This is a genomic window from Aciditerrimonas ferrireducens (genome assembly GCF_023130475.1).
GTDB lineage: Bacteria > Actinomycetota > Acidimicrobiia > Acidimicrobiales > UBA8190 > Aciditerrimonas > Aciditerrimonas ferrireducens.
Map to the genome: position 1 here is coordinate 41,732 of NZ_JAKHEX010000015.1, position 22,254 is coordinate 63,985.

General features: G+C 76.4%; 18 protein-coding genes. 8 read left to right on the forward strand and 10 right to left on the reverse strand.

Going from position 1 to position 22,254, the window contains the following annotated elements:
• Window positions 1-33 precede the first annotated feature (33 nt).
• Genes Acit_RS09225 through Acit_RS09235 form a run of 3 tightly spaced genes read left to right on the forward strand, consistent with a single transcriptional unit; the run spans window position 34 to window position 3,185 of the window.
• Window positions 34-1,134, forward strand: a complete 1,101-nt coding sequence (locus tag Acit_RS09225) for a hypothetical protein (RefSeq protein ID WP_248108336.1) — start codon at window positions 34-36, stop codon at window positions 1,132-1,134.
• The gene (gene argG / locus Acit_RS09230; RefSeq protein ID WP_248108338.1) at window positions 1,125-2,390 is read left to right on the forward strand and encodes an argininosuccinate synthase; all 1,266 of its coding nucleotides are present in this window, start codon (window positions 1,125-1,127) and stop codon (window positions 2,388-2,390) included. The genes Acit_RS09225 and argG overlap by 10 nt, the downstream gene beginning before the upstream one ends.
• A 12-nt stretch (window positions 2,391-2,402) precedes the next feature.
• Entirely contained in the window at window positions 2,403-3,185 is a 783-nt protein-coding gene (locus Acit_RS09235; protein WP_248108339.1) for an SDR family oxidoreductase, read from the forward strand.
• Between the two features lie 40 nt (window positions 3,186-3,225).
• Here Acit_RS09235 and Acit_RS09240 read toward each other — a convergent pair whose 3' ends face one another.
• The 3 genes from Acit_RS09240 to Acit_RS09250 form a co-directional block, all read right to left on the reverse strand.
• Window positions 3,226-3,729 (reverse strand): adenine phosphoribosyltransferase, encoded by a 504-nt coding sequence (locus Acit_RS09240; RefSeq protein ID WP_248108341.1) that lies wholly within the window; start codon window positions 3,727-3,729, stop codon window positions 3,226-3,228.
• Window positions 3,730-3,818: 89 nt separating this feature from the next.
• Complete coding sequence (locus Acit_RS09245) at window positions 3,819-5,438, reverse strand: S1C family serine protease (protein ID WP_248108343.1); 1,620 nt, start codon at window positions 5,436-5,438, stop codon at window positions 3,819-3,821.
• Window positions 5,439-5,603: 165 nt separating this feature from the next.
• Window positions 5,604-6,620: a YihY/virulence factor BrkB family protein gene (locus Acit_RS09250; RefSeq protein WP_248108345.1), complete on the reverse strand. Its 1,017-nt coding sequence runs from the start codon at window positions 6,618-6,620 to the stop codon at window positions 5,604-5,606.
• Window positions 6,621-6,760: 140 nt separating this feature from the next.
• Between Acit_RS09250 and Acit_RS09255 the strand changes: the two genes are divergently transcribed.
• Both Acit_RS09255 and Acit_RS09260 read left to right on the forward strand, forming a co-directional pair.
• Window positions 6,761-7,339, forward strand: a complete 579-nt coding sequence (locus Acit_RS09255; RefSeq protein ID WP_248108347.1) for a YqgE/AlgH family protein — start codon at window positions 6,761-6,763, stop codon at window positions 7,337-7,339.
• 44 nt (window positions 7,340-7,383) lie between these two features.
• Window positions 7,384-8,040, forward strand: a complete 657-nt coding sequence (locus Acit_RS09260) for a GNAT family N-acetyltransferase (protein WP_248108349.1) — start codon at window positions 7,384-7,386, stop codon at window positions 8,038-8,040.
• Window positions 8,041-8,057: 17 nt separating this feature from the next.
• Here the strand turns inward: Acit_RS09260 and Acit_RS09265 are convergent, their stop codons facing one another.
• On the reverse strand, window positions 8,058-9,029 hold the full coding sequence (locus Acit_RS09265) for a LysR family transcriptional regulator (protein ID WP_248108351.1): 972 nt from the start codon (window positions 9,027-9,029) through the stop codon (window positions 8,058-8,060).
• A gap of 255 nt (window positions 9,030-9,284) precedes the next feature.
• Between Acit_RS09265 and Acit_RS13665 the strand changes: the two genes are divergently transcribed.
• Together Acit_RS13665 and Acit_RS09275 are read left to right on the forward strand one after the other, a co-directional pair.
• The gene (locus Acit_RS13665) at window positions 9,285-10,733 is read left to right on the forward strand and encodes an HAD-IB family hydrolase (RefSeq protein ID WP_248108353.1); all 1,449 of its coding nucleotides are present in this window, start codon (window positions 9,285-9,287) and stop codon (window positions 10,731-10,733) included.
• Complete coding sequence (locus Acit_RS09275) at window positions 10,730-12,922, forward strand: MurT ligase domain-containing protein (RefSeq protein ID WP_248108355.1); 2,193 nt, start codon at window positions 10,730-10,732, stop codon at window positions 12,920-12,922. Before Acit_RS13665 ends, Acit_RS09275 begins: the two co-directional genes overlap by 4 nt.
• Here Acit_RS09275 and Acit_RS09280 read toward each other — a convergent pair.
• The 5 genes from Acit_RS09280 to Acit_RS09300 are packed head-to-tail and all read right to left on the reverse strand — an operon-like array spanning window position 12,919 to window position 20,456.
• On the reverse strand, window positions 12,919-14,154 hold the full coding sequence (locus Acit_RS09280) for a serine hydrolase domain-containing protein (protein ID WP_248108357.1): 1,236 nt from the start codon (window positions 14,152-14,154) through the stop codon (window positions 12,919-12,921). The genes Acit_RS09275 and Acit_RS09280 overlap by 4 nt on opposite strands.
• A complete protein-coding gene (locus Acit_RS09285) occupies window positions 14,151-15,176 on the reverse strand; it encodes a lysophospholipid acyltransferase family protein (protein ID WP_248108359.1) in 1,026 nt (341 codons plus the stop codon). The genes Acit_RS09280 and Acit_RS09285 overlap by 4 nt, the downstream gene beginning before the upstream one ends.
• The gene (gene larAH / locus Acit_RS09290) at window positions 15,173-16,759 is read right to left on the reverse strand and encodes an NPN-dependent hydroxyacid isomerase, LarAH14/15/16 family (protein WP_248108362.1); all 1,587 of its coding nucleotides are present in this window, start codon (window positions 16,757-16,759) and stop codon (window positions 15,173-15,175) included. Before larAH ends, Acit_RS09285 begins: the two co-directional genes overlap by 4 nt.
• The gene (locus Acit_RS09295) at window positions 16,756-17,997 is read right to left on the reverse strand and encodes a zinc-dependent alcohol dehydrogenase (protein WP_248108364.1); all 1,242 of its coding nucleotides are present in this window, start codon (window positions 17,995-17,997) and stop codon (window positions 16,756-16,758) included. Before Acit_RS09295 ends, larAH begins: the two co-directional genes overlap by 4 nt.
• A complete protein-coding gene (locus Acit_RS09300; protein ID WP_248108366.1) occupies window positions 17,994-20,456 on the reverse strand; it encodes an HAD-IB family phosphatase in 2,463 nt (820 codons plus the stop codon). The genes Acit_RS09295 and Acit_RS09300 overlap by 4 nt, the downstream gene beginning before the upstream one ends.
• Window positions 20,457-20,479: 23 nt before the next feature.
• Here Acit_RS09300 and Acit_RS13140 point away from each other — a divergent pair, with 23 nt between their 5' ends.
• Window positions 20,480-21,115 carry a TetR/AcrR family transcriptional regulator gene (locus Acit_RS13140; protein WP_282436670.1) on the forward strand — a complete coding sequence of 212 codons (636 nt, stop codon included), beginning with the start codon at window positions 20,480-20,482 and terminating at the stop codon, window positions 21,113-21,115.
• 15 nt (window positions 21,116-21,130) lie between these two features.
• Here the strand turns inward: Acit_RS13140 and Acit_RS09310 are convergent.
• On the reverse strand, window positions 21,131-22,254 hold a 1,124-nt coding region (locus tag Acit_RS09310; protein ID WP_248108368.1), incomplete at its 5' end, for a hypothetical protein.

A 22,254-nucleotide genomic window follows, 5' to 3' on the forward strand; every position in this document is an offset into this window, starting at 1 on the left:
GCCGGGACGGAACCCGGCAGAGGAAGGGGCGCGGTGGCAAGGTCCGGCACGGAGGCATGGACCGCAGCGGCCCGGCGGGCAGCGGCCCGGGCGGTGGCCCAGGCGCGTGCTGCCGAGGCCGAGGAGACGGCCTTGGGGCGGCTGGTGGTCGCCCTGAGCAGCGCCAGCACGCCCGAGGAGGCGGCCGCCGGGGCGCTCGGGGCGCTCCCGGCGCTGTTCGGCGGGTGCCGGGCGGCGCTGTTCCTGCGGGAGGAGCCCGACCAGCTGGTCCTCGCCGCGGGTGGGCCCCGGCGGCTGGGCGGCCCGGGGGGTCCTGGGGTGCCGGGGAGCGTGGTGTCCGGCTGCGGGCCGTTCCTCGCCGGTCTGGCCCGCCGGCCTGCCCCTCGGCGGCTGTCGACCGGGACGACCGAACCGGCGGTCGGGGACCTGGCCCGGACCGCCGAGCTCGTGGACGGTTGGCTGGTGCCGTTGGTGAGCGGCGGGCAGGGCCGCGGCGTCCTGGTCCTCGGGGAGCTCGGGGATCCGCCGCTGGGCGACGCGCCGGAGGAGCTGGCGCGGCGGCTGGCCGGGGTGGGCGCGGTCGTGGCCCTGGGTCTCGAACGGGCCGGGCTGGCCGGCCGGCTGGCCGAGCGGCGGGCGGTGGACCAGGCCACCGGCGTGGCCAGCCGACGGGCCTTCGAGGTGGAGGGCCGGGCCCTGGCCGCCGAGGCGGCCCGGGGAGAGGCCCGGGCCGCCCTGTTCTGGCTGACACCGGCCCTCGCAGTGGGCCCGCTGGACGAGCGCGCGCTGGTCGAGGCGGCGGGTCGGCTGCGGGGCGGGGTGCGGGGCGGGGACGTGGTCGGGCGGCTGGGAGAGTGGACCCTCGGGGTCCTGGCCCGGGCGGTCGGGAACCCGGAGCAGGCCGCGGCCCTGGCCGGCCGGCTGGGCACGGTGCTCGGCGCCGGTCCCCGTGCCGGAGGGTCCGCCGGCGGCCCGGTGGCGTGGCGGGTCGGCTGGGCGCTGCTGGCTCCGGGGCGGACCTTCGAGGAGGCCTTGGCCCAGGCGGCCGAGGCGGCCCAGGGGCCGTCCGGTAACCTCCTGCGGGCCGGTCGTGGGGCCGGCTTCGAGCAGGAGGCGCGAGCAGGGTGGACGTGAGGGACCTCCAGGGGCGGACGGTCGCGTTCTTGGCCTCTGGCGGCTTGGACAGCTGCACCATCACCCACTGGCTGGCCAGCCACGGGGTGCGGGTGGTCTGCTACACCGCGGACCTGGGCCAGGGCGACGAGCCTGACCTCGGGGCGGTGGCCGAGCGGATGCGGGCCTGCGGGGCGGCCGAGGCCCACGTGCTGCCGCTGGTGGACGAGGTGGCCGAGGCGGGCCTCGGGGCGGTCCAGGCCCAGGCCCGCTACGAGGGCGGCTACTGGAACACGACGCCCCTGGCCCGCTACGTGACCGTGCGGGGGGCGCTTCGGGCGATGGCGAAGGCCGGCATCACGGTCCTCTCCCACGGCGCCACCGGCCGGGGCAACGACCAGGTGCGGTTCCAGCTGGCCACGAACATGCTGGCCCCGAGCGTCGAGGTCTACGCCCCCTGGCGGGACGGCGAGTTCCTGGCCCGCTTCGGGGGCCGGGAGGAGATGATCGAGTACTGCCTGGCCCACGAGCTGCCCATCAAGCCCCCCGGCCAGGCGAAGTACTCGACCGACGCCAACCTGCTCGGCCTGACCCACGAGGCGGGGGAGCTGGAGCGGCTGACCACCCCGGCGAGCTTCGTGACCCCGGAGATGGGGGTGCGCCCGACGGAGGCCCCGGGGGAACCCGAGGCGGTCCGGGTGGTCTTCGACGCCGGCCGGCCCGTCGAGGTGGGCGGTCGGCCCACCGGCAGCGCCCAGGCCGCCTTGCGGGTGGCGAACGAGATCGGGGGGCGCCACGGGGTGGGCATCGGGCTGCACCTGGTGGAGAACCGGTTCGTCGGGGTGAAGTCCCGGGGGGTGTACGAAGCGCCGGGCATGGAGCTGCTGGGGCAGGCCTACGCGTTCTTGCTGCAGCTGCTCCTGGACCGCCGTGCTCGGCGGCTCTTCGACACCGTCTCGGCCTACCTGGCCGAGCAGGTCTACCAGGGCTACGGCGAGGACCTCGGCTCCAGCCTGGCCCGCGGGGTGGTCGCCGAGGTGGCCGCCTTGGCCAGCGGGACCATCGAGGTGGCCTGCTACAAGGGCGGGGTGAGCTTCCTCGGCGCCTCGGACGTGCCCCGGTCGCTCTACGCCGAGGAGGCGGCCTCGATGAGCCGCTCGGAGGCCTTCGACCACCACGACTCCGAAGGGTTCCTGCGGGTGCTCGGGGTCGGGGCCAAGGTGGCCAGCCGGGCTGGCCAGGTGCCGGGGGTGGCCGAGTTGGCCGCCGACGAGTAGGGTCCGCCAGCCGTGGACGACCTGTTCTCGGTGGCGGGCAAGACCGTGCTGGTGACCGGAGGCTCCCGGGGCATCGGCCGGATGATCGCCGAAGGGTTCGTGACCCGGGGGGCGCGGGTCTGGATCTGCGCTCGCAAGTCCCCCGAGGTCGAGGCCACCACGGCCGACCTGGCCGCGCAGGGGTCCTGTGAGGGCCTGGTGGCCGACCTGGCCACCGAGGAAGGGTGCCGGGCCCTTGCCGGGGCGATCGCCGAGCGGACCGACCGGCTGGACGTGCTGGTGAACAACGCCGGGGCCACCTGGGGGGCGCCGCTCGTCGAGCACGACACGGCCAGCTGGCGGCGGGTCCTCGGGCTGAACGTCGAGGGGGTCTTCCACCTCACGAAGTTCCTCCTGCCCCTCCTGGAGGCGGCCGGCACCGAGGAGGACCCGGCCCGGGTCATCAACGTCGGTTCCATCGACGGGCTCCACGTGCCGGTGCTCGAGACCTACTCCTACTCGGCCTCGAAGGCCGCGGTGCACCAGCTCACCCGGCACCTGGCCCGGCGGTTGGCTCCCCGGATCACGGTGAACGCCATCGCCCCGGGCCCCTTCGAGTCGAAGATGATGGCCGCCACCCTCGAGGCGTTCGGGGAGCAGATCGCGGCCTCGGCCCCCCTGCGGCGGATCGGCCGGCCCGAGGACATGGCGGGCACGGCCATCTTCCTGGCCTCCCGTGCCGGCTCCTACCTGACCGGCGCCATCGTCCCGGTCGACGGGGGGATCGCCACGGTGGGCTCGGCCCGCTTCGGCTGAGCGCCGTGTCCGCGGCGCGGCGGCGTCGACGCGGGTCCCTCTAGAGGGTGAGGAGCACCCGGGGCTCGAGGGGGGCCATGCGGGCCCGGCCGCCGAGCTGGGAGAGCTCGCAGAGGGCGGCCACCCCGACGACGGTGCCGCCGAGGCGATGGACGAGGCGGAGGCTGGCCTCCACGGTCCCGCCGGTGGCGATGACGTCGTCGACCACCAGGACCCGCTGGCCCGGCTGGAGGGCGTCCTCGTGGACCTCGACGGCTGCGGTGCCGTACTCGAGCTGGTAGGTCTCGGCGACGGTGGGCCGGGGGAGCTTGCCGGCCTTGCGGACCGGGATGAAGCCGGCCCCGAGGGCCACGGCCACCGGGGCGCCGAGGATGAAGCCCCGGGCCTCGATGGCGGCCACGAGGTCCACCTGGTTGGCGAACGGCGCGGCCAGCGCGGCGACGCAGCGGCGGAGGAGCTCGGGGTCGGCGAGGACCGGGGTGATGTCCTTGAAGATCACGCCGGGTTCGGGGAAGTCGACTACGTCCCGGAGGGTCCGGGCCACCGCGGACGCCAGTTCGCCGTCCGCGGTGGCGGACGGCGAACTGGGGGTGCTGGCTCGGGGGTCGGACGGGGGGACGAGCCTCGGCGCGCTCACTGGGGCGGCCCCGAGGCCAAGGTGACGGTCGCCTGCTGGCTGGTGCCCTGGGGCGTGGTGTAGGTCACGGTGACGCTCTGCCCCGGGCGGTACTGCAAGAGGATCTTCGTCAGGCTGTTGGCGCTGCTCACCGTGGTGCCGTTGATGGCGGTGATGACGTCACCGGCGCCGAGGCCGGCCTGGGCCGCCGGGGTCCCCGAGACCGTGCCGCAGACCTCGGCACCCGAGGTGGTGCCGCCGCTGGCGCCGGGCACGCCGAACCCGCCGAAGCCCCCGAAGCCGGGGATCCCGGTCCCGCAGCCCTGGGCCGTCGTGGCCACTTCGACCCCCAGGAAGGCGGTGGGCCCGATGTGGACCGTCGCCGACGCCTTGTGCTGCTCGATCTGGCGGGCGATGTTCGCAACGGTGTCGATCGGGATGGCGTAGCCCTGGGTGGCCCCCTCGAGCTGGAAGCCGGCGGAGGCTGCGGTGTCCATGCCGATGACCTTCCCGGCGGTGGTCACCAGGGGCCCGCCCGAGTCCCCGGGCCGGATGTCGGCGTCGGTCTCGAGCATCCCGCTCAGCTTCTCCGTCGTGCCGTCCGCCTCGTCACTGGCGGTGATGGACTGGTCGAGCGCCGTGATGGTGCCGCCGACGGCGCTCGGGGTGCCGCCGACCCCGCCGGCGTTGCCGATGGCCACCACTGGGGTGCCCACGGTCACGCTGTTGGAGTTGCCGAACTGGACCGTCTTCAGGCCCGAGGCCCCTTGGAGCTGCAGCACGGCGATGTCCCGGTCGTGGTCGTAGCCCACCACCGTGGCAGTGTAGGTCTGGCCGTTGCCGATGTCGGTGGCCTTGATGCTCGTGGCCTGCTCGATGACGTGGTTGTTCGTGATGACCAGGCCGTTGGACGAGACGACCATGCCGGTTCCGGCGGCCGCCTCGCCGGTGTTGTAGCCGATGGTGGTGTCGATGTCGACCAGGCCCGGGTCGACCTTCGCCGCGATGGCGGCGGGGTCCGTGGGGGCTCCGGAGGGGACCCCGACCTGGCCGCTGGAGGGCGACTGGGGGGTCACGAGGGACGAGGAGCTCGAGGTCGGGGCACCCTGGGCGAACGCGGTCCGGCCGATCACCACCCCGGCTGCTACGGCCACCACCACGGCCAGGCCGGTGGCGACCACCGCCCGGGCCCGTCGCGCCTTCGGGGAGAGCGGCGGCTTGGGCGGCGGGCCGTAGCCGCCGCCGTAGCCCCCGGGGCCCCACCAGCCCCCGGAGGGACCGCCCCCGTAGGGGCCGTACGGCCCGCCCCCATACGGCCCGCCCCCGTAGGGGCCTCCGCCGTAGGGGCCGCCGCCGTAGGGACCGCCGCCGTAGGGGCCGGCTGGGCCGCCAGGGCCGAAGGGGCCCGACGGCCAGCCCTCGGCGGGGCCGGGGCCGCTGCGGGCTCCCCCGGCTGGATCGGGCTGCGGGCCGGCCTCGGCGGGCGGGACCCAGGCGTGCGGGTCGGCGGGCGCCGACGGGGAGCCGGCCGCGAGGAACGGCGCAGTCGGCGTCTGGGGCTCGGTGGGGGTGGGGTCGGTCGGGGTGGGGTCCTGCTCGGGCGGGACGGGGATGGGTCCGTGGTCATCGAACGGCATGGCGATCTCCTCCTGCTCGGGTGCCGCCGAGCTGTCGGGACCCAGTCAAGCGCACGAGGCTGTGAAGAGGCTTTGGACGATCTGTGGACCTGGTGAGGTCAGGGGCCGGCCGGCGGGCGGACGCCGGGGAGCGGCCCAGGAGCTGGTCCCGGGGCGACCGGCGGGTCACGAGGACGGCTCCGGGGCCGACGGGTCAGCGGGTGGGGGAGGGGTCTCGCTCGGCGGGCAGGCCACCACCGCGGAGGTCACGACCTCGGGCCGGCGGCGCTCCTGGTGGACGTAGGTGACGAGCATCTGGCGGTCCACCGGGGTGAGCGGCGGCTGGACGAGGGACCGGGGCCAGAGGTGGCGGTCGAGCACGACGTTCGCCTCGGCGGCGTAGATGACCACCCGCATGATGAGGTAGATCCAGGCCAGGGCCCCGAGGACGATGGCGAAGAAGCCGTAGACGGCGCTGGCGCCCCGCAGGTCCCGGGTGACGACCAAGGTTCCGACCGCCTGGAGCACCGCCCAGGCCACCCCGGCGATGAGCGAGCCGGGGAGCAGCTGGCGGGTGCGGACCCCCTTGGGGGTGAGGAGGCGGTAGGCCACGAGGAACAGGCCGATGTCGACCAGGAGGGACGCCAGGGCCCCGAGGACCCGGAGGGGGACCCCCAGGCGGTCGGTGGCCGCCGCCACCCCCGAGAGACCGGTGCCGACGACGAGGAAGACGAAGAGGGCCAGGAGCAGGCCGACGGAGCGCCCGAGGCGGGGCAGGAAGCCGGGGCGATCGAGCTTCGGGACGTTCCAGATCTCCGCCATGGCGTACTGGCCGGTCTGGGCGGCCCCGAGGGAGCCCCAGAGGAGGCCGAGGACGCCGATGACGAGGCCCGGCAGGGAGTTGCGGTGCAGGGCGTGGATGTTGCGGGCCAGGTCGGTGCCGATGATCGGGAAGGTCCGCAGGGCCGAGTGGAGGATGCGGTGGGTGATGCTGGAGGACCCGCCGGCCACGAGGCCGAGGACGGTGACGAGGACGAGGAGGAGGGGGAAGAGGGCCAGGAAGGCGTTGTAGGTCAGCAAGGTGGCGAGGTTGCCGCCGTTGTCGTCCCCGTACTTCTTGTTGACGGCGAAGAGGAATGCCGCCACCGGGAAGCGCTGCTGGGCTCGGTCGAAGGCCCGGAGGCCCCGCTCCAGGGGGTTCACTGGCGGCCCCGGGGCCGGCCCGGGGTGGCGGGGCGAGGCGGCACGGTCCCCATTCTGGCCGCTTCGGTTCCCGACCCCGGCCCGGGGCGCCGCCTGACCCGTGGCCAGCGGTCAGCGGAGGCACCCTAAGGTGGGCAGGGATGAGCCGAGCCGAGGCCGGAGCGGGCGGCGGCCGGCGGCGACCCGGGCGGGGCCGGCTGCTGGTGGCCGCGCCCCAACTGGAGGACCCGAACTTCCACCGGACGGTGGTCCTCGTGGTCGAGCACGACGAGGAAGGCAGCTTCGGCCTGGTCCTGAACCGGCCGACCGCCGTCCCGGTCGGGGAGCTGCTGGAGGGGTGGGCGCCGGCCGCCGAGGGAGCGCCGCCGGCAGTGGTGTTCCAGGGCGGGCCGGTCTCCCCGGAGGTGGTCATCGGGCTCGGCCGACCGAGCCTGGGCGGGCGGTTCGTGCCGGTCCTCGGGGCGGTCGGCATCGTGGACCTCCACGAGGTCCCGCCGCCAGGGTCGGCGGTCGCCGCCCGGATCTTCTCCGGCTACGCCGGGTGGGGACCGGGGCAGCTGGACCGGGAGCTGGCGCAAGGGGCCTGGTTCGTGGTGGCGGGTCGGCCCGAGGACCTCCTCGGCGGCGATCCCGAGGGCCTCTGGCGGGCCGTGCTGCGCCGCCAGCCCGGCGAGCTGCGGCTCCTGGCCGCCTACCCGGCGGACCCGGCGGCGAACTGAGGGGCCCATCGGGGACCTGGGCCGGCGCCCTAGCATCCCGGACCATGGCCGGGGACGCTCGGGGGTACGAGGGGGTCGGGGCCCGGGGGCCGCGACCGCGCCGGGCGGTCCCGGCCGAGCTGCCCCGCCTGGTGGAGGTCCTGGCCGAAGCCTTCGACGACGACCCCCTGGCCTGCTACCTCTTCCCGCCGGCGGGGGTCCGCCGGCGGGGCCTGCGGCGGTTCTTCCGCCTCCAGCTGCGGCGGCTCCTGGCCGGCGCCGGGGAGGTGTGGACCACCGAGGACCTGCTCGGGGCGGCCCTGTGGGTGCCGCCGGTCGCCGAGCGGCCGGCCAGCCTCCGGGACCTCTGGGCCCTGGCCCCGGTCCTCGTCGACCTGCTGGCCGGGGGGCGGCCGACCGTGGCCCTGCGGCTCCTGGCCGACGTCGAGCGGGCCCGGCCGACCGAGCCGCACTGGTACCTCGCCACCTTGGGCACGGCGCCTCGTGCCCAGGGCCGGGGGATCGGCTCGACGCTCCTCCAGGCGGTCCTGGCCCGCCTCGACGCCGAGGGCCTCCCCGCCTACCTGGAGTCCTCGAAGGAGCGCAACGTCCCGTTCTACGCCCGTCACGGTTTCGAGATCGTGGGGGAGGCCCGGGCGAAGGACGATCCCCTGACCCTCTGGCTGATGTGGCGCTCGCCGCGCCCAGGCCCCTTGGGCTAGGGAGCGGGCCCGAGGGCTCAGTCGTTCGGCACGCCGAGGGTCCGAAGCGACCCCTCGGCCCGGCGGAGGACCTCGGGTTCGATGGGCTGGAGGCCAGGCGGGAGGGCCTCGGCCCGCCGGGCTAGGCGTTCGACCGCCTGGATGACGGCCCGCGCGGGGGCCGATGGCAGGCCGCGGCGGCGCAGGGCCACCCCGACGGTCCGGCTGGGCAGACCCTCGACCGGTCGGGCCCGCACCCGGCCCTGGAGGTACTGGGGGATGGCCGAGGCCGGCAGGACGGCGGCGCCGTGGCCGTCGAAGACCAAGGAGGCGATGAGGCGGAGCCCGTCGAGCTCGGCCCGGGCCCGCAGGGCGACGCCGGCGGCCGCAGCTGCGGCGTCGAGCTCGACCCGGAAGGCGCTGCCCGGCGGGGGCAGGAGCAAGGGGACCTGGGCCAGCTCGGCCATGGTCAGGTGCTCCGCACCCGGGAAGGGGTCCTGGTCGAGTGGGCTGACGAAGAGGAGGGCCTCGGCGAGGAGGGGTTCGAGGCGGAGGTCCCGGCTCGGCAGCGGGTGGCTCAGCAGGGCGAAGTCCAGGCGGCCGGTGAGGAGGGGCCCTTCGAGGGTGGCGCTGGTGCCCTCGGCCACCACGAGCTGGAGCTTGGGGTGGCGGGCCCCGAGGTCGGCGAGGAGGGCGGGGACCACCCAGCGGGCCAGGGTGCCGATCATGCCGGCCCGGACCGTGCCGGCCAGCTCCTCCCGGAGGGCCCCGAGGTCGGCGACGAGGGCCTCGACCTCGCTCAGGACCCGGCGGGCCCGTTCGAGGACCACCTGGCCCTCGGTGGTGAGCCGGCCGCCGGAGCGCTCCAGGAGGGTGGCGCCGAGCTCCCGTTCCAGGCGGGCGACCTGGGCCGAGACGTTGGACTGGACGGTGCCGAGGGCCTCGGCGGCCGCCGAGAAGGACCCGTGGTCGACGACGGCGAGGAACGCCTGCAGATGCCGCAGCTCCATCGCTCACAATGATACAAAGTATCTCCGATAACTGTTTGACAGATCTCGTGCGGTGGAGCACAATGGTCTCAGACCACAGGGAGCTGGATTCCCCCCCCTCCACTGCCTGTGTCACCTGCGAAGGGACCGGACACCCCCCCCTCCGGTCCCTTCGCCGCGTCTGGGCCCGGGTGCGGGGACCGGCCGGTCAGGGGCCATGCCCCCAGCCGGTTGGACCCGCCCGGGACCGGCGAGGACGCCTTGTAGGCTCCGGCCGTGGCCGCCGGGCAGGGACCTCGCCGGGAGCGTGCAGCGAACGGGACGGCACCGTCGGCTCGGCCGGCAGTGTTCGTGGACCTCGACCGGACCCTGCTCCGGGGGGCGTCGGGGCCGGTCCTCGGGCGGGCCCTGCGGGAGGTGGGGCTGCTCGAGGGGCCAGGCCTGCCTGGCGAGGGGCTGCTCTACGCTGCCTACGACCTGCTGGGGGAGAGCCTCGCCACCATCGGCCTGGTCCGGCTGGCCGCCCTGCGGACCCGGGGGTGGCCGGAGGCCGAGGTGCTGCGGGCCGGCGAGCTGGCCGCCCCGACCCTGGCCGGGATGGTCCAGCCCTACGCCCCCGCAGCCCTCGCGGCCCACCGGGCGGCGGGCCGGCAGCTGGTGCTGGCCACCACCTCCCCCGAGCAGCTCGTGCGGCCCCTGGCCCGGCTGCTCGACTTCGACGACGTGGTGGCCACCCGCTACCAGGTGGCCGAAGGTCGCCTGACCGGGGGCCTAGACGGCGAGCTGGTGTGGGGCCTGGGCAAGTGGCGGGCCGTGGCCGCCTGGGCCCGGGCCAGGGGGGTGGACCTCCGGACCTGCTGGGCCTACAGCGACGCCGTGTTCGACGCCCCGTTGCTCGGGGCGGTCGGGAACCCTCGGGTGGTCCACCCTGACCCGCGCCTGCGCCTGCTGGCCCGGGCGGTCGGCTGGCCCGAGGAGCCCTGGGACCGGCCCCCGGGGGTGCTGAAGCTCGGCCCCTTCGAGCTCGCGGACCTCTTGCGGCCGGTCCTGCGTCCCGAGGCCTTCCCCTATGCCCGCTTCGTCCTCGAGGGCCTGGAGCGGGTGCCCGGGGAGGGGCCGGTGCTGCTGGCCGCGAACCACCGGAGCTACTTCGACGTCGTGGCCCTCGCCCTCGTCGTTGCCCGCCTCGGGCGCCCGGCGCGCTTCTTGGCCAAGCAGGAGCTCTTCGACGCCCCCCTGGTCGGGCCCCTGGCCCGGGCCCTTGGCGGCATCCCCGTGGACCGCCGGGGCGACCCGGCCGCGGCCCTCGAACCGGCCCGGCGGGCCCTCGAGGCCGGGGAGATCGTGGTGGTGACCCCCCAGGGCACCATCCCCCGGGGCCGGGCCTTCTACGACCCGGTCCTGCGGGGCAAGACCGGCTGCGCCCGGCTGGCGGCGGCCACGGGTGCGCCGGTGGTGCCCGTCGGGCTCTTCGGCACCGAAGCGGTCTGGCCCCGCTCGGCCCGCCTGCCCCGGGTGACCCAGGTCCTGGACCCGCCGCTGGTCCAGGTCAGGGTGGGCCGGCCCCTGCGGCTGGCCGCCGAGGCCCGGCGGGACCCCGAGGCGGCCACTGCCCGGCTCATGGCGGCCATCAGCCGGCTCCTGCCGCCCGAGGCCCGACAGGGGCGGGAGCCCACCCCCGAGGAGGTGGCCCTGGCGACCCCGCCGGGGCGGGCGTCGGCGTGAGCCGCCACGGCGACCGGCGGCTGGTGCTCGGGGCCCGGACCCGCCTCGGGGTCGGGCTCACCCGGGGGGTCGGGGGACTGTCCCGGCGGCTCCGCGTGGGGAGCGGCTCGGTGGTCGGCGGGCGGGTCGGCCTGGCCGTCGACCCGGGCCTCATTCGCTCCTTGGCCGCAGGGCGGCCCGTGGCCCTGGTGAGCGGGACGAACGGGAAGACGACCACCACCCGGCTGCTGGTGGCGGCCCTCGGGGGACCCGAGGTGGTGGCCAGCTCGCCGGCCGGGGCCAACCTGCCGGCCGGCATCGCCGCCGCCCTGGCCAGCGGTCCCCGGGAGGGACCAGCGGTCCTCGAGGTCGACGAGGCCTACCTGCCGGCGGTGGCCGAGGCGACCGGGGCGGCGGTCCTAGTCCTGCTGAACCTGTCCCGGGACCAGCTGGACCGGGTGAGCGAGGTCCGGCTCCTCGCGGCCCGCTGGCGGACCGGCCTGGCCCGGCTGGCGGGGGCCACGGTGGTGGCGAACGCCGACGACCCCCTCGTGGCCTGGGCGGCCGAGGCGGCCCAGGCGGTGCGCTGGATTGGGGCGGGCCAGCGCTGGCGGCAGGACGCCTGGGGTTGCCCGGCCTGCGGCGGCACCCTGCGCTTCGACCCCCCGGGCGGGGCGGACCCCGACCCGGGGGGCGCCGGCGGCGACCCGGGTGGGGCCTGGCGGTGCCGCGCCTGCGGGAGGGCCCGGCCGCCCCTGGACGCGTGGCTCGACCCCGAAGGCCGGCTGGTCCGGCCCGGCGAGACGCCGCTCGCCCTCGACCTGGCCCTACCGGGGCGCTGCAACCAGGCGAACGCCGTCATGGCCCTCGAAGCCGCCGGGGTCCTCGGGGTGCCGGCGGCGACCGCGCTGGCCCGGGTCCAGGCGGTGCGGGAGGTCGAGGGGCGCTTCGCGGCGGTGCCGCTGGGGGAGGGGGCCCTCAGGTTGTTCCTGGCGAAGAACCCCGCCGGGTGGCTGGAGCTGCTCGACCTCCTCAAGGGCCTCCCGTCCCCGGTCGTCGTCGTGGGCATCAACGCCGAGGTCGCCGACGGCCGGGACCCCTCGTGGCTCTGGGACGTGCCCTTCGAGCAGCTGGCCGGCCGGCGGGTCGTGGCCAGCGGCCGGCGGGCCGCCGACCTGGCGGTCCGGCTCGCCCACGCCGGGGTGGCCCACCGGGTGGTCGAGGACCAGCTGGCAGCCGTCCAGGAGGCCCTCGCCTGGGCGGCCGAGCCGGCGCCCGGACGCAACCCGGCGGAGGACGCCAGGGGCCCCGAGGTGGCCTACGTCGGCAACTACACGGCCTTCCAGGAGCTCCGCCGCCAGCTCGCCCGGCGGCCCGGCCGCCAGCTCCGCCGGCGAGCCGAAGGGCCGGCGCGGCCCACCTGGACCGGGGGGGTCGGCGGCCTCCTGCGGCACCCGGGGTCGACCCTGACGGTCTGCCAGCTCTACCCCGACCTGCTCGGCACCTACGGGGACGGCGGCAACGCCTTCGTCCTCGTGCACCGGGTCCGCTGGCGGGGCCTTCGCACTGAGCTGCTCGCCGTGGGGGCCGGCGACCCGGTGCCGACCCAGGCCGACTGCTACCTGCTCGGCGGGGGCGAGGACAGCCCCCAGGCACGGGCCGCCGAGCTGCTCCGGGCGGACGGGGGCCTGGCCCGGGCGGTCGAGGCCGGGGCGGTGGTCCTGGCGGTGTGCGCCGGGTTCCAGCTCCTCGGCGAGTCCTTCCCCGGCCCCGAGGACACCGTGGTGGCCGGCCTCGGCCTGCTCGACGCCCGGACGACCCGGGGGCCCTGGCGGCGGGCCGTCGGGGACGCGGCCGCGGAGCCCCTGGCGCCCGAGCCCTGCCCCGCCGAGCTGGCCCTGGCGGCCGAGCTCCTCACAGAGGCCGGGCTGCTCGTCGGGTTCGAGAACCACGGCGGGGCGACCGCCCTGGGCCCCGGCCTGGCGCCCCTGGGGCGGGTCCGGCGGGGACGGGGCAACGACGGGACCGGCGCCGAGGGGGCCTGGGCCGGGAAGGTGCTGGCCACCTACCTGCACGGGCCGGTCCTGGCCCAGAACCCCCAGCTGGCCGACGCCCTCGTGGCCCTGGTGACCGGGCAGCGGCCCGAGGCCCTGCCCGACGAGGAGGAGCAGGCCCTGCGCCGGGCCCGCCTCGACGCCCTCGGGCTCTAGGGCTCGAGGAGGGCCTGGTAGACGAGGGTGCGGAGCTGGCTGCGCACCGGCAGGGTGTTCGAGGGCAGGAGCTGGGTGCAAAAGACCACCGAGATCCCAAGGGCCCGGTCCACCCAGAACGCGGTGCTCGCCGCCCCGCCCCAGGAGAGCTCCCCGGGGCTGCCGAAGCTCTTGGCCTGGGCCGGGTCGAGGAGGACGGCGAACCCGAGGCCGAAGCCGGTGCCGGTGAAGGGCGACTCGGCGTAGAGGCGCTCCCCGAAGGACTCCAGGTCCGCCCCGCCGGGCAGGTGGTTGGCGCCCATGAGCTCGACCGTCCGGGGGGCGAGCAGGCGGGTGCCCTCGAGGGCCCCGCCGAGGCGGATGGCCTCGCAGAACCGGAGGTAGTCGGCGGCGGTACCGAGGAGGCCCCCGCCGCCGCTCAGGAACGTCGGGGGCTCGGTCGGCACCTGGGCGGAGGCCACCCGGGCGATGCGGCCTCCGGGGCCCGGGCTGTAGAGGGCCGCCACCCGGCCCTGGTGCTCGGCGGGGACGGCGAAGGCGGTGTCGACCATGCCGAGGGGGCCGGTGACCCGCTCGGCGAGGAACCGGTCGAGGGTCTGGCCGCTCACCACCTCGACGAGGGCCCCGAGGACGTCGGTGGCCACCGAGTAGGTCCAGGAGGTGCCGGGCTCGAAGAGGAGGGGCAGCGCGGCGAAGCGGGCCGCCGCCCCCTGGGCGTCGACGTCCCGGGGACTGCCCCAGGCGAAGCCGGCCCGCTGGTACATGACGTCGACCGGGTGGTGGTCGTGGAAGCCGTAGCTGAGGCCGGCGGTGTGGGTGAGGAGGTGCCAGACCCGGATGGGCTCGGTGGCCGGGACCGTGAAGGGGGCGGTGCTCGGCCCGCCCCGGTAGACGCGGGGCTGGGCGAAGGCCGGCAGGTAGCGGGCCACGGGGTCGGCCAGCTCCAGGCGGCCCTCCTCGACGAGGCTCATGACCGCCACCGAGGTGAGGGGCTTGGTCATGGAGTAGATCCGAAAGATGGTGTCGTCCTCCACCGGCAGCCCGGCCTCCACGTCCCGGTGGCCGCCCCGGCCGGCGTAGGCCAGACGGTCGTGGCGGGCCACGAGGAGCTGCCAGCCCGGCAGGCGGCCCTCGGCCACGTAGGCGTCGAGCAGCCGGCCGAGGCGGGCCAGGCGGGCCGGGTCGAAGCCCAGGCGGTCGGGGTCCTCGGGGGCCAAGGTGGTGGCGCTCATGGGGCTGCTCCTCTCCGTCGCCAGGGGGCCCGGCGGTCCCGCAGCCAGGGCAGCTCGTCCTCGGTCCGAGGCGGCCGGGGCGCGGCGGGGTCGGGGGGACGGGCCCAGGCCCGCCGCCACGGGGCGGCCTCGGGCCCGGCGACCAGCTCGGTCCGCTCCGGCTCGGGCAGGCGGCGGGCCGCCCACCAGTCGCTGCGGCTCTCGGCGGCCAGCCGGGCCACGGCCCGCTCGATGCGGGCGGCCAGGGCCCGGGCGTCCTCGCCGGGCTCGGGGTGCAGGGGCTGCCCGACGGTCACCGTCACCCGGCCCCGCCGGAGCCGGTCCGCGCCCCGGGGCAGCATGCGGTCGGTGCCCCGCAGGTGCAGGGGCACGACCGGTCGGCCGCTGCGGACCGCCAGGTAGGCGGCACCGCCCCGGTGGGGCTGGGGCCAGCCGTCGGGGGTCCGGCCCCCCTCGGGGTAGATGAGGAGGTTCCAGCCGTCCTCGATCAGCCCGAGGGCCACCTCCGCCGAGCGGCGGTTCACCCGGTGGCGCTCGACCGGCACGGCCGAGAGCAGCCCGGCCCACAGGTGGGCCTTCCAGCGCCGGTCGAAGAAGTGGTCGGCGGCCGCGGCCACCACCGTGTGGTGGCGCAGGCGCGGGGGCAGGAGGCTGAGGAGGACCGGGGTGTCGAGGTGGCTGGCGTGGTTCGCCACGAAGACCACCGGCGGGTCGAGGAGGGCCAGCAGCTCCCCGCCCCGGACCTCGGGGGCGGCCAGGAGGTGGACGGCCGGGCGGAGGACGTTGTCGAGGAGGACGGCCCGGACCAGGCGCACCGGGTAGCGGCGGGCCCAGTCGGTCTCGTAGGCCGCGCCGAGGGCCGGTCGGTCCCGGGGGGCGGGCACGCTGGTCGGCCAGGTCGGCGGGGACCAGGGGAAGGGCAGGTCCCGGCGCAGGGTGTTCTTCGCTCGGCCGAGCAGGGCCCGGGCGGCAGCGGGGCTCCCGGGGAGGGCCCGGCGGGGATCAGGGGTCCTGGTGCTCACCGGACGTCGGCCATCAACAGGGGCGGGGCGTGGAGGTGGGTGACGCTCGGTGAGGGGCCGACGACATCGGCGGCCATCTCAAGGGCGTCGGCCAGGGTCGAGGCCGGTTTGAACCCGAGCCGGCGGACCGCCGCGGGGTCCCCGCCGACGACGATCACCCCCCCGAGGTGCTCCAGGGCGTGGGCGCACCAGTACCACATGTAGAAGGGGTGGACCCCGTGGTAGGCGTTGCCGGTCCGGTAGAGGTGGACGTACCAGGGGTCGGTGGCGTAGGCCTCCTCGTACTTGCCGATCTCCCCCGGGTCGGTGGTCTCGGCCAGGACCTCCTCGAAGAAGTCGATGTAGCTGGGGTGGTGGGCCGGGTGGAAGGACCGGGGGGTGGGGTGGCTGAGGATGAGGACCCCGCCCTCGCGGACCAGGGGCCGGCCCCGGTACATGTTGAACAGGTAGCCCAGGCCCAGGCAGGCCACGAGGATCGGGTTCATGATGGAGTTGACGTTGTAGGGGCAGATGTAGGGGAGCCCCATGGTCAACACGTCGCTTTGGCCCTCGACCTCGACGAGCTGCTGGGCGTAGACGTGGCGGAGGGTCTCGTCGTGGACCGCCTCCACCTCGCCGGCCTGGACCGAGGTGAGCCGGTAGGGGGCGGTCACCTGGTGGAAGACGCTCCGGCGGAGCCCGTCGGGGAGGCGCCGGAGGGCGGCCTGGGTGGCCAGGTAGGTGGCCCGGTCCTGGGCGGTCCACTCCCACTCCCGGCGCTGGAGGAACCGGAGCTGGGCCGGGAAGGCGTCGTTGTTCAAGGTGGTCTCGATCTGGAAGATCCGGACCCCACAGGCGGCGATGAGCCGGCCCATGCGCCAGTTGGAGCTGTGGAGCTCGGAGTGGTCCTTGTCCATGAAGGACCGGCTGTGCCGCAGGGTCCGGGCGTTGTGGTGGTGGCGGAGGCTGCGGTAGGAGGCGAGGCCGGTGGCCACTGACTTGTGGCCCCCGTCCATGGGCACGAGGTTGATGTTGACGTAGACCACCAGGTCCGACGTGGCGGCCCGCTTGGAGATCTCGACGTCCTCGCCGAGGTCGGTCCGGCCCAGGTGCACCAGGCCGTCGGGGTCCTCGGCGTCGTGCTGGAGCAGGAGGCCCTGGGGGGCGAAGGCGTCGTAGACCCGGTCCCCGAGGGCGTGACGGAGCTCGGCCTCGGTCATGCGCCGGTGGAGGGCCAGGGCGGCGATGAGGCAGACGTCGTCCACCCCGGCCTCGGCCGCGAGGTCCAGGACCTGCTCGATGACCAGCTGGCGGACGTCGGGTCGGCGCATGGGCGGCAGCGGCAGGGACACGTCGTCGAAGCAGATCGTGAGGCGCATCCCGGGCCGCAGGAGGCTGCGGAGCGGCTGGCTGTCCCCGAGGGGCTCCTCGAGGGCCCGCCGGATCGCCCCGATCGGGTCGGGCAGCGGCGGCAGGGGCTCGGGTGGGTAGATCACCCGACTGCCCTCGGGGAGGCGCTCGAGCCGGAACCCCTCGCCGTGCCAGAACAGCACCGGGGGGGTCGAGCGGTCGACGTCGAGGACGTAGCCGGGGCGAGGGCTCATCGTGGGGCTCCGGGGTCGGGGGCGGGACGGGACGAGGGGCGCCGGCTGCGGAGGTCGAAGACGACCTTCACCGCGCCCCGGCGGCCGGCCTGGCCGGCGTGGGCCAGGGCCGCCTCGAAGCGCTCCAGGGGGTAGGCGGCCGAGACGAGCCGCCCCAGCCGGCAGCGGGCGGCGAGCTCCAGGGCCACCTCGAAGGTCCGCCGGGGCTCGCCCTGGAGGTGCTCGAGGCCGTAGGCGTAGACCCCCTGGAGGACCACCTGGCGGTGCCAGAGCGGGGCCAGGTCCACGGTGGCCGGCCCGGGCATGCCGACCAGCACCACGGTGCCCCGGGGCCGGACCATGCCGAGGGCGGCCCGGAGGGAGGCGGCCGAACCGACGCAGTCGAAGACCACCGCCGCCCCGCCGCTCAGGGCCCCGGCCGCGGCCAGGGACCCGGTGGCCCGACGGACCGAGCGCGGCAGCTGGTCCTCGGGGACCGCCAGGTCCGCGCCGAGCTCGCTCGCCAGACGACGCTGGTGGGGGTAGCGGGCCCCGACGAGCAGGGTGCCGGGGTCGGCCAGGTGCCGCAGGGCGGCCACCACCAGGAGGCCGAGCGTCCCGGCTCCGAGGACCGCCACCACCTCCCCGCTCGTCGCCGGGGCCTGGGCGACGGCGTGGACGGCGCAGGCGGTCGGCTCGACGAGGACCGCGGTCTCGTCGTCCATGGTCTCGGGCACCGGGTGGAGCTGGCTGGCGTGGGCCACCAGGCCGGCGGTCGACCAGCCGCCGCCGGTGTCCCGGCAGTAGCCGATCTGGAGGCCCGGGGCGATGCGGCCGAAGGCCACGTGCTGGCAGGCCCCGACGTCCCGCTCGGCGCACGCCGGGCAGGGCGGCTCGAGGCCACGGGGCAGGCAGCCGATGACCGGCTCGACGACCACCCGGGTGCCGGGGGCCAGGGCCGAGCCGGCCGGGGCGGTCTCGAGTATCCCGACGACCTCGTGGCCGGGCACGAACGGGAAGCTGACCAGGTCTTCGAAGTAGCGGGAGCTGCGGCCGTCCACCGTGGCCAGGTCCGAGCCGCAGATCCCGGCCAGGCGGGGCCGGACCAGGGCCCAGTCCGGCCCCGGCGGGCTGGGGGTGGGGACGTCGGCGAGGCGCAGCGGTCCCACCTCCCCGGCCCGCCCCGAGCCCCGCAGACTGCTCCAGGCCCGGGCCGCCGCGAAGCGGGGCAGGGACCGCTCGACCACCAGACCGCTCACCCTGGGCCCCCGGCGGTCTCGAGGGCCTGGCGCAGCCGGGTCCACCAGCGGGAGCGGCCCGGATCGACCGGGCCGAGGGGCAGCCAGGGCCGGGTGCCGGCCCGGCCCCAGTGCTCCACCGGCCAGCCCCGCCGGCGGGCCAGGGCCGCCAGCCGGGCGTCGGGGTTCACCGCCACCGGGTAGCCGACCGCCTCCAAGAGGGGCAGGTCGGAGGCCGAGTCGGCGTAGGCCACGGCCTGCTCGAGGCGCAGGCCCTCGGCCGCGCAGTACTCGGCGAGCGCCAGGGCCCGCGCCTCGCCGGTCGGGGGCAGGCGGACCAGGTGGCCGCTCAGCCGGCCATCGGCCCCCTCGGCCAGCTCGGCGCAGATGATCTCGTCGAACAGGGGCCGCAGGCCGGCCACCACGAGGTCCAGGGCCCCGGTCAGAAGAACGGTCCGGTGCCCGAGGGCCCGGTGCCGGCGGACCCGGGCCAGGCCCTCGGGGAAGGCCCGCTCGAGCAGGAAACGCTGGCAGAGCTCCTCGGCGTCGGCCCGCAGCTGCTCGGCGTCGGCCCCTTCGAAGCGGCGGTAGAAGCTGCGCAGGAAGTCGCCCCGGTCCCGGCGGTCCAAGGCGGCCAGGCCCGGGGCGGCGGCCAGCACCCGGGCCACGAGGGCCAGGCGGTCGGCGACCGGCAGGTGGCGGCTCGCCAGCCAGGTGTAGGTCTCCACGACGTTCGAGGCCACCAGGGTCTGCTCCAGGTCGAAGGCCGCCAGGTGGCGCTCGGGGCTCAGGACCGCTTGGCGGGACCGAGCGGTCCGGTCGGCCAGGGGGGAGCGCTGAGGGGTGGTCCGGACCCGGGCGTGGGCCACCACCGAGGGCAGGTGGATCTCGTGGACGTAACGCCGCCAGTCGACCACCGCCGGGTCGAAGCAGAAGGCCTCGCGGTCCGCGGGGCCGAGCCGCTCCCAGAGCCCGAGGAGCCGGTCCACGGCGAAGAGGGCCTCGGTCTCGGTGTAGGCCCCGTAGAGCTCGACGTAGGACAGGGCCCGTTCCGCCTGGCTCCGGCGCTCCTCCAGCTCGCCGAGCCGCTCGGCCGGCCGGCCCCGCAAGGGCAAGGAGCCGAGGAGCCGTTCCAGGCCGCCGAGGGCCTGGGTGGTCCGGCGCAGCTGCCGCTGGACCCGGCCGCGCCCGGGGAACGACCAGGAGGGCACCACGATGGGCTGGCCGTCGCTGTCGTAGAGGGGATGCGCGGTGAACCACTCCCGCACCAGGTCCACCAGCTGGCCGTAGCGCAGCGGGTTGCGGACCCCCGAGGCCACGTGGAACACCTGGGGGCCCGCCGGGTCCGGGCCGGCCGCGGCCACCGCCAGGAGGGCGGCCACCACGAGGTCGACCGGGATGACGTCGATGACCCCCTCGGGGAGGCCCGGGAACTGCCGGAGCAGGCCCCGGGCGTAGGAGACGATGATCGGCTCGGCCATCCGGAAGCCCCGGATCCAGCCCGGGCGGGGCTCGGCCAGGGCCGACTCGATGATGGAGGGCCGGACCACGCTGATGGGGACCTCGCCGGCCCGCTCCACGAGGAGCCGCTCGCCCAGGGCCTTCGTGAAGGCGTAGGCGTCGGGCCAGCCGAGGGCCTGGGCCCGCTGGCGGCCCGCCTCGACCAGCTGCTCGCGGACCCAGTCCTCCCGGAGGCGCTCGACCCGCTCGGCCAGCAGGTGGATCCCGGCCGAGCCCAGCTCCCGGCGGGCCGCCGCCTGGAAGCGGGCCAGCTGGGGCCCCTCCCGGGAGGCCGCCTGGAGGTCGGCCCGCAGCCGCCGGGCGGCGGCCACCTCGGCGGGGATGTCCACCTCGGTGGTCACTGTGGCGTGGGTCCTCGGTCCCCCGCCCTGCTGGCTCGCCTGGCTGGCCAGGACCTCGGCTGCCCGGCCCTGGTGGGTGCCGGCCACGTAGGCCGTGGAGACCGACACCAGGTGGGTCGGGGGCGCCCCGGGTCGCCGCCGGGCCCGCTCCTCGGCCAGCTCGACCAGGCAGTCGGCCACCCGGCGGGGGCCCAGGAGGTTGACCTCCACGGCGCTGTCGAACGCGGCGTCGAAAGCCACCGTGGCTGCCGAGTGGATCACCACGTCGGCCTCGGCCAGGGCGACCCGGCCGGCCTCGTCGAGGCCCAGGCCCTCGCTACCCACGTCGCCGGGGACCGCCTGCAGCCGGCTCGCCACCACCTCCTCGAAGGCCGGGCCCAGTTCGGACCGCAGGCGGTCGAAGCAGTCGTTCCGCAGGATCTCCCGCTCGGCCCGCCGCCGGGCATCGGCCCGCCGGGTCGGTCGCACGAGCACCGTGACCTGCGCCTCGGGCACGCAGCGCAGCAGGCGCTCCACGAGCGCGGTGCCGAGGAACCCCGTGGCGCCGGTCACGAAGAACCGGCGGCCAGTCAAGCGCTCGGCGATCCCCGGACGAAGCTCCTGCTCCTCCCCGGCCACCACCTCTGTCTACCATCTGGTAGATGCCGGGGGCGAGCGAGGGAGCGGGAGCGGCGGCGACCGGTCGGGCACCGCGCGCCGGCACCCAGGAGCGCATCCTGGCCGCGGCCCTCGCCTCCTTCGCCCGCCGCGGGGTCGAGGCCACCTCGCTCGACAGCCTGGCCGACGGCCTGGGGCTGCGCAAGCAGTCCATCCTCTACTGGTTCCCCTCCAAGGACGCCCTGCTGGCCGCCGTGGTCGACGAAGCCGCCTTCGAGCTCCGGGCGGCCCTCGAGGGCGCCCTGGCCAGCGCCGGACCGGGCTGGGCCCGGGTCGAGGCGGTCGTCCGCTCCGTGTTCCGCCTGGCGGCCGAGCGCCCCGAGCTGCTCGGCCTCGTCCGGGAGGTGGCCCGCCTCGGGCAGCCCACCGCGGCCCGCTTCCTGGCGGCGCTCGAGCCGCTGGTCGACCGGGCGGTGGCCTTCCTCGAGGCCGAGATGGCCGCGGGAGCCATGCGGCCCCACGAGCCCCGCCTGCTGCTCTTGGCCATCTCCTGGATGGTCGTCGGCATGGTCAGCGAGGTCGAGGTCCTCCGGGCCCTCGGCGAGGAGCCCGACCTCCGCTCCCTTGTCCGGCGCCGCCAGGAGATCCTCGCGTTCCTCCGCGACGCCCTCTGCCCCTGAACCCGCCAGCGCCGGTCAGGACGAGGCGCCGCCGCTGGGGGCTCGGCGCGCCGCCCCCTGGCCCGCGGGCCGCCTGGCCGGGCTGCTCGACCCGGCGGGCCGTCGGCTCGGGGCCTTCGCCTTCTCCTCGCCCCGGGGCTTCGGCGGCGTGTAGCGCCGGTTCGGTCCCGGCCCCGCCGGTTCGGGTGCCGGCTTCTTCCGGCCGAGCAGGCCCCCGCCGGCCCGCTGCCCGGGGCCCGCCGCCTTCTTCCGCCGCTGCTGCTGGGCCCGGAGCTGCCGGGGGTGCTCGCCCCGGGCGGTCAGGGCCCGCTGCATCTTGTAGGAGCGGAAGAACAGCCAGCCGGCCAGGCCCCAGAAGGGCACCAGGCCGTAGATGCCTGAGCCATAGCCGAGGAAGAGCAGGGCGAACACGGTGAAGGACCGCCGCCGGACCAGGGCGCTGATGAGCACCACGATGGCGAAGGCGATGGCGATGACCCCGTCGGTCACGATGGTGCTCGGGTCCTCGTGGCCCTTCGCCCCGACCGGCGGATTCACGTGGAGCGAGACCAGCATGACGGTGATGCCCAGGGCGGCGCCCAGGGGGGCGGCGAGGAGGGCGAAGAGCCGCTCCCGGTCGTCCAGCCGCTTGATCCACTCCTGGAGCTCCGCCGAGCTCAGCTGCGGGTAGGGGTCCTGCTTGGTCGGCTGGCGCCCCGAGGCGCCCCGGGCTTTGGGTGCCGTCGAGGTGGCGGCCGGGGCCTTCGTGGTCCCCCGGCCCTTGCTGCTCTCGGTGGTCCTGCTGGCCTTCGGGGTGTCCGGCTTGGCCTCGGGGTTCTCCTGGTCCTCTTCGTTGTTGCGGGCCGGCCGCTTCACCGGCTCGATCCCTGGCGGTGGCTTCAAGAAGGCGTCCCGGAGGCGGTCCCGCCAGTCGTCGGCCCGCTCCGCTTGCGCCGCAGGACGGCGCTTCGCCGGCGGGGCCTTCGGGGCCGGGCGTCGAGGCTCGGCTGGTGGGGCCGGAGCGCTCGAGCTGAGGGGCTCCTCGCGGCTTGGGGGCCGGAGGGTCGGGAGGGCGGTCAGGATGCGCTGACCCAGGCTCAGTCGGCGAGGGGCCGGCGACGACGAGTCGGGCGGGTCAGCGGACGCCACGTCCCCAGGCT

What these genes read in the sequence shown, in the direction of transcription:
- Acit_RS09245 (WP_248108343.1), bottom strand. Translation starts at nt 5,438, where the DNA reads ATGCCGTTCGATGACCACGGACCCATCCCCGTCCCGCCCGAGCAGGAC.
- Acit_RS09255 (WP_248108347.1), top strand. Translation starts at nt 6,761, where the DNA reads ATGAGCCGAGCCGAGGCCGGAGCGGGCGGCGGCCGGCGGCGACCCGGG.
- Acit_RS09260 (WP_248108349.1), top strand. Translation starts at nt 7,384, where the DNA reads ATGGCCGGGGACGCTCGGGGGTACGAGGGGGTCGGGGCCCGGGGGCCG.
- Acit_RS09265 (WP_248108351.1), bottom strand. Translation starts at nt 9,029, where the DNA reads ATGGAGCTGCGGCATCTGCAGGCGTTCCTCGCCGTCGTCGACCACGGG.
- Acit_RS09280 (WP_248108357.1), bottom strand. Translation starts at nt 14,154, where the DNA reads ATGAGCGCCACCACCTTGGCCCCCGAGGACCCCGACCGCCTGGGCTTC.
- larAH (WP_248108362.1), bottom strand. Translation starts at nt 16,759, where the DNA reads ATGAGCCCTCGCCCCGGCTACGTCCTCGACGTCGACCGCTCGACCCCC.
- Acit_RS13140 (WP_282436670.1), top strand. Translation starts at nt 20,480, where the DNA reads ATGCCGGGGGCGAGCGAGGGAGCGGGAGCGGCGGCGACCGGTCGGGCA.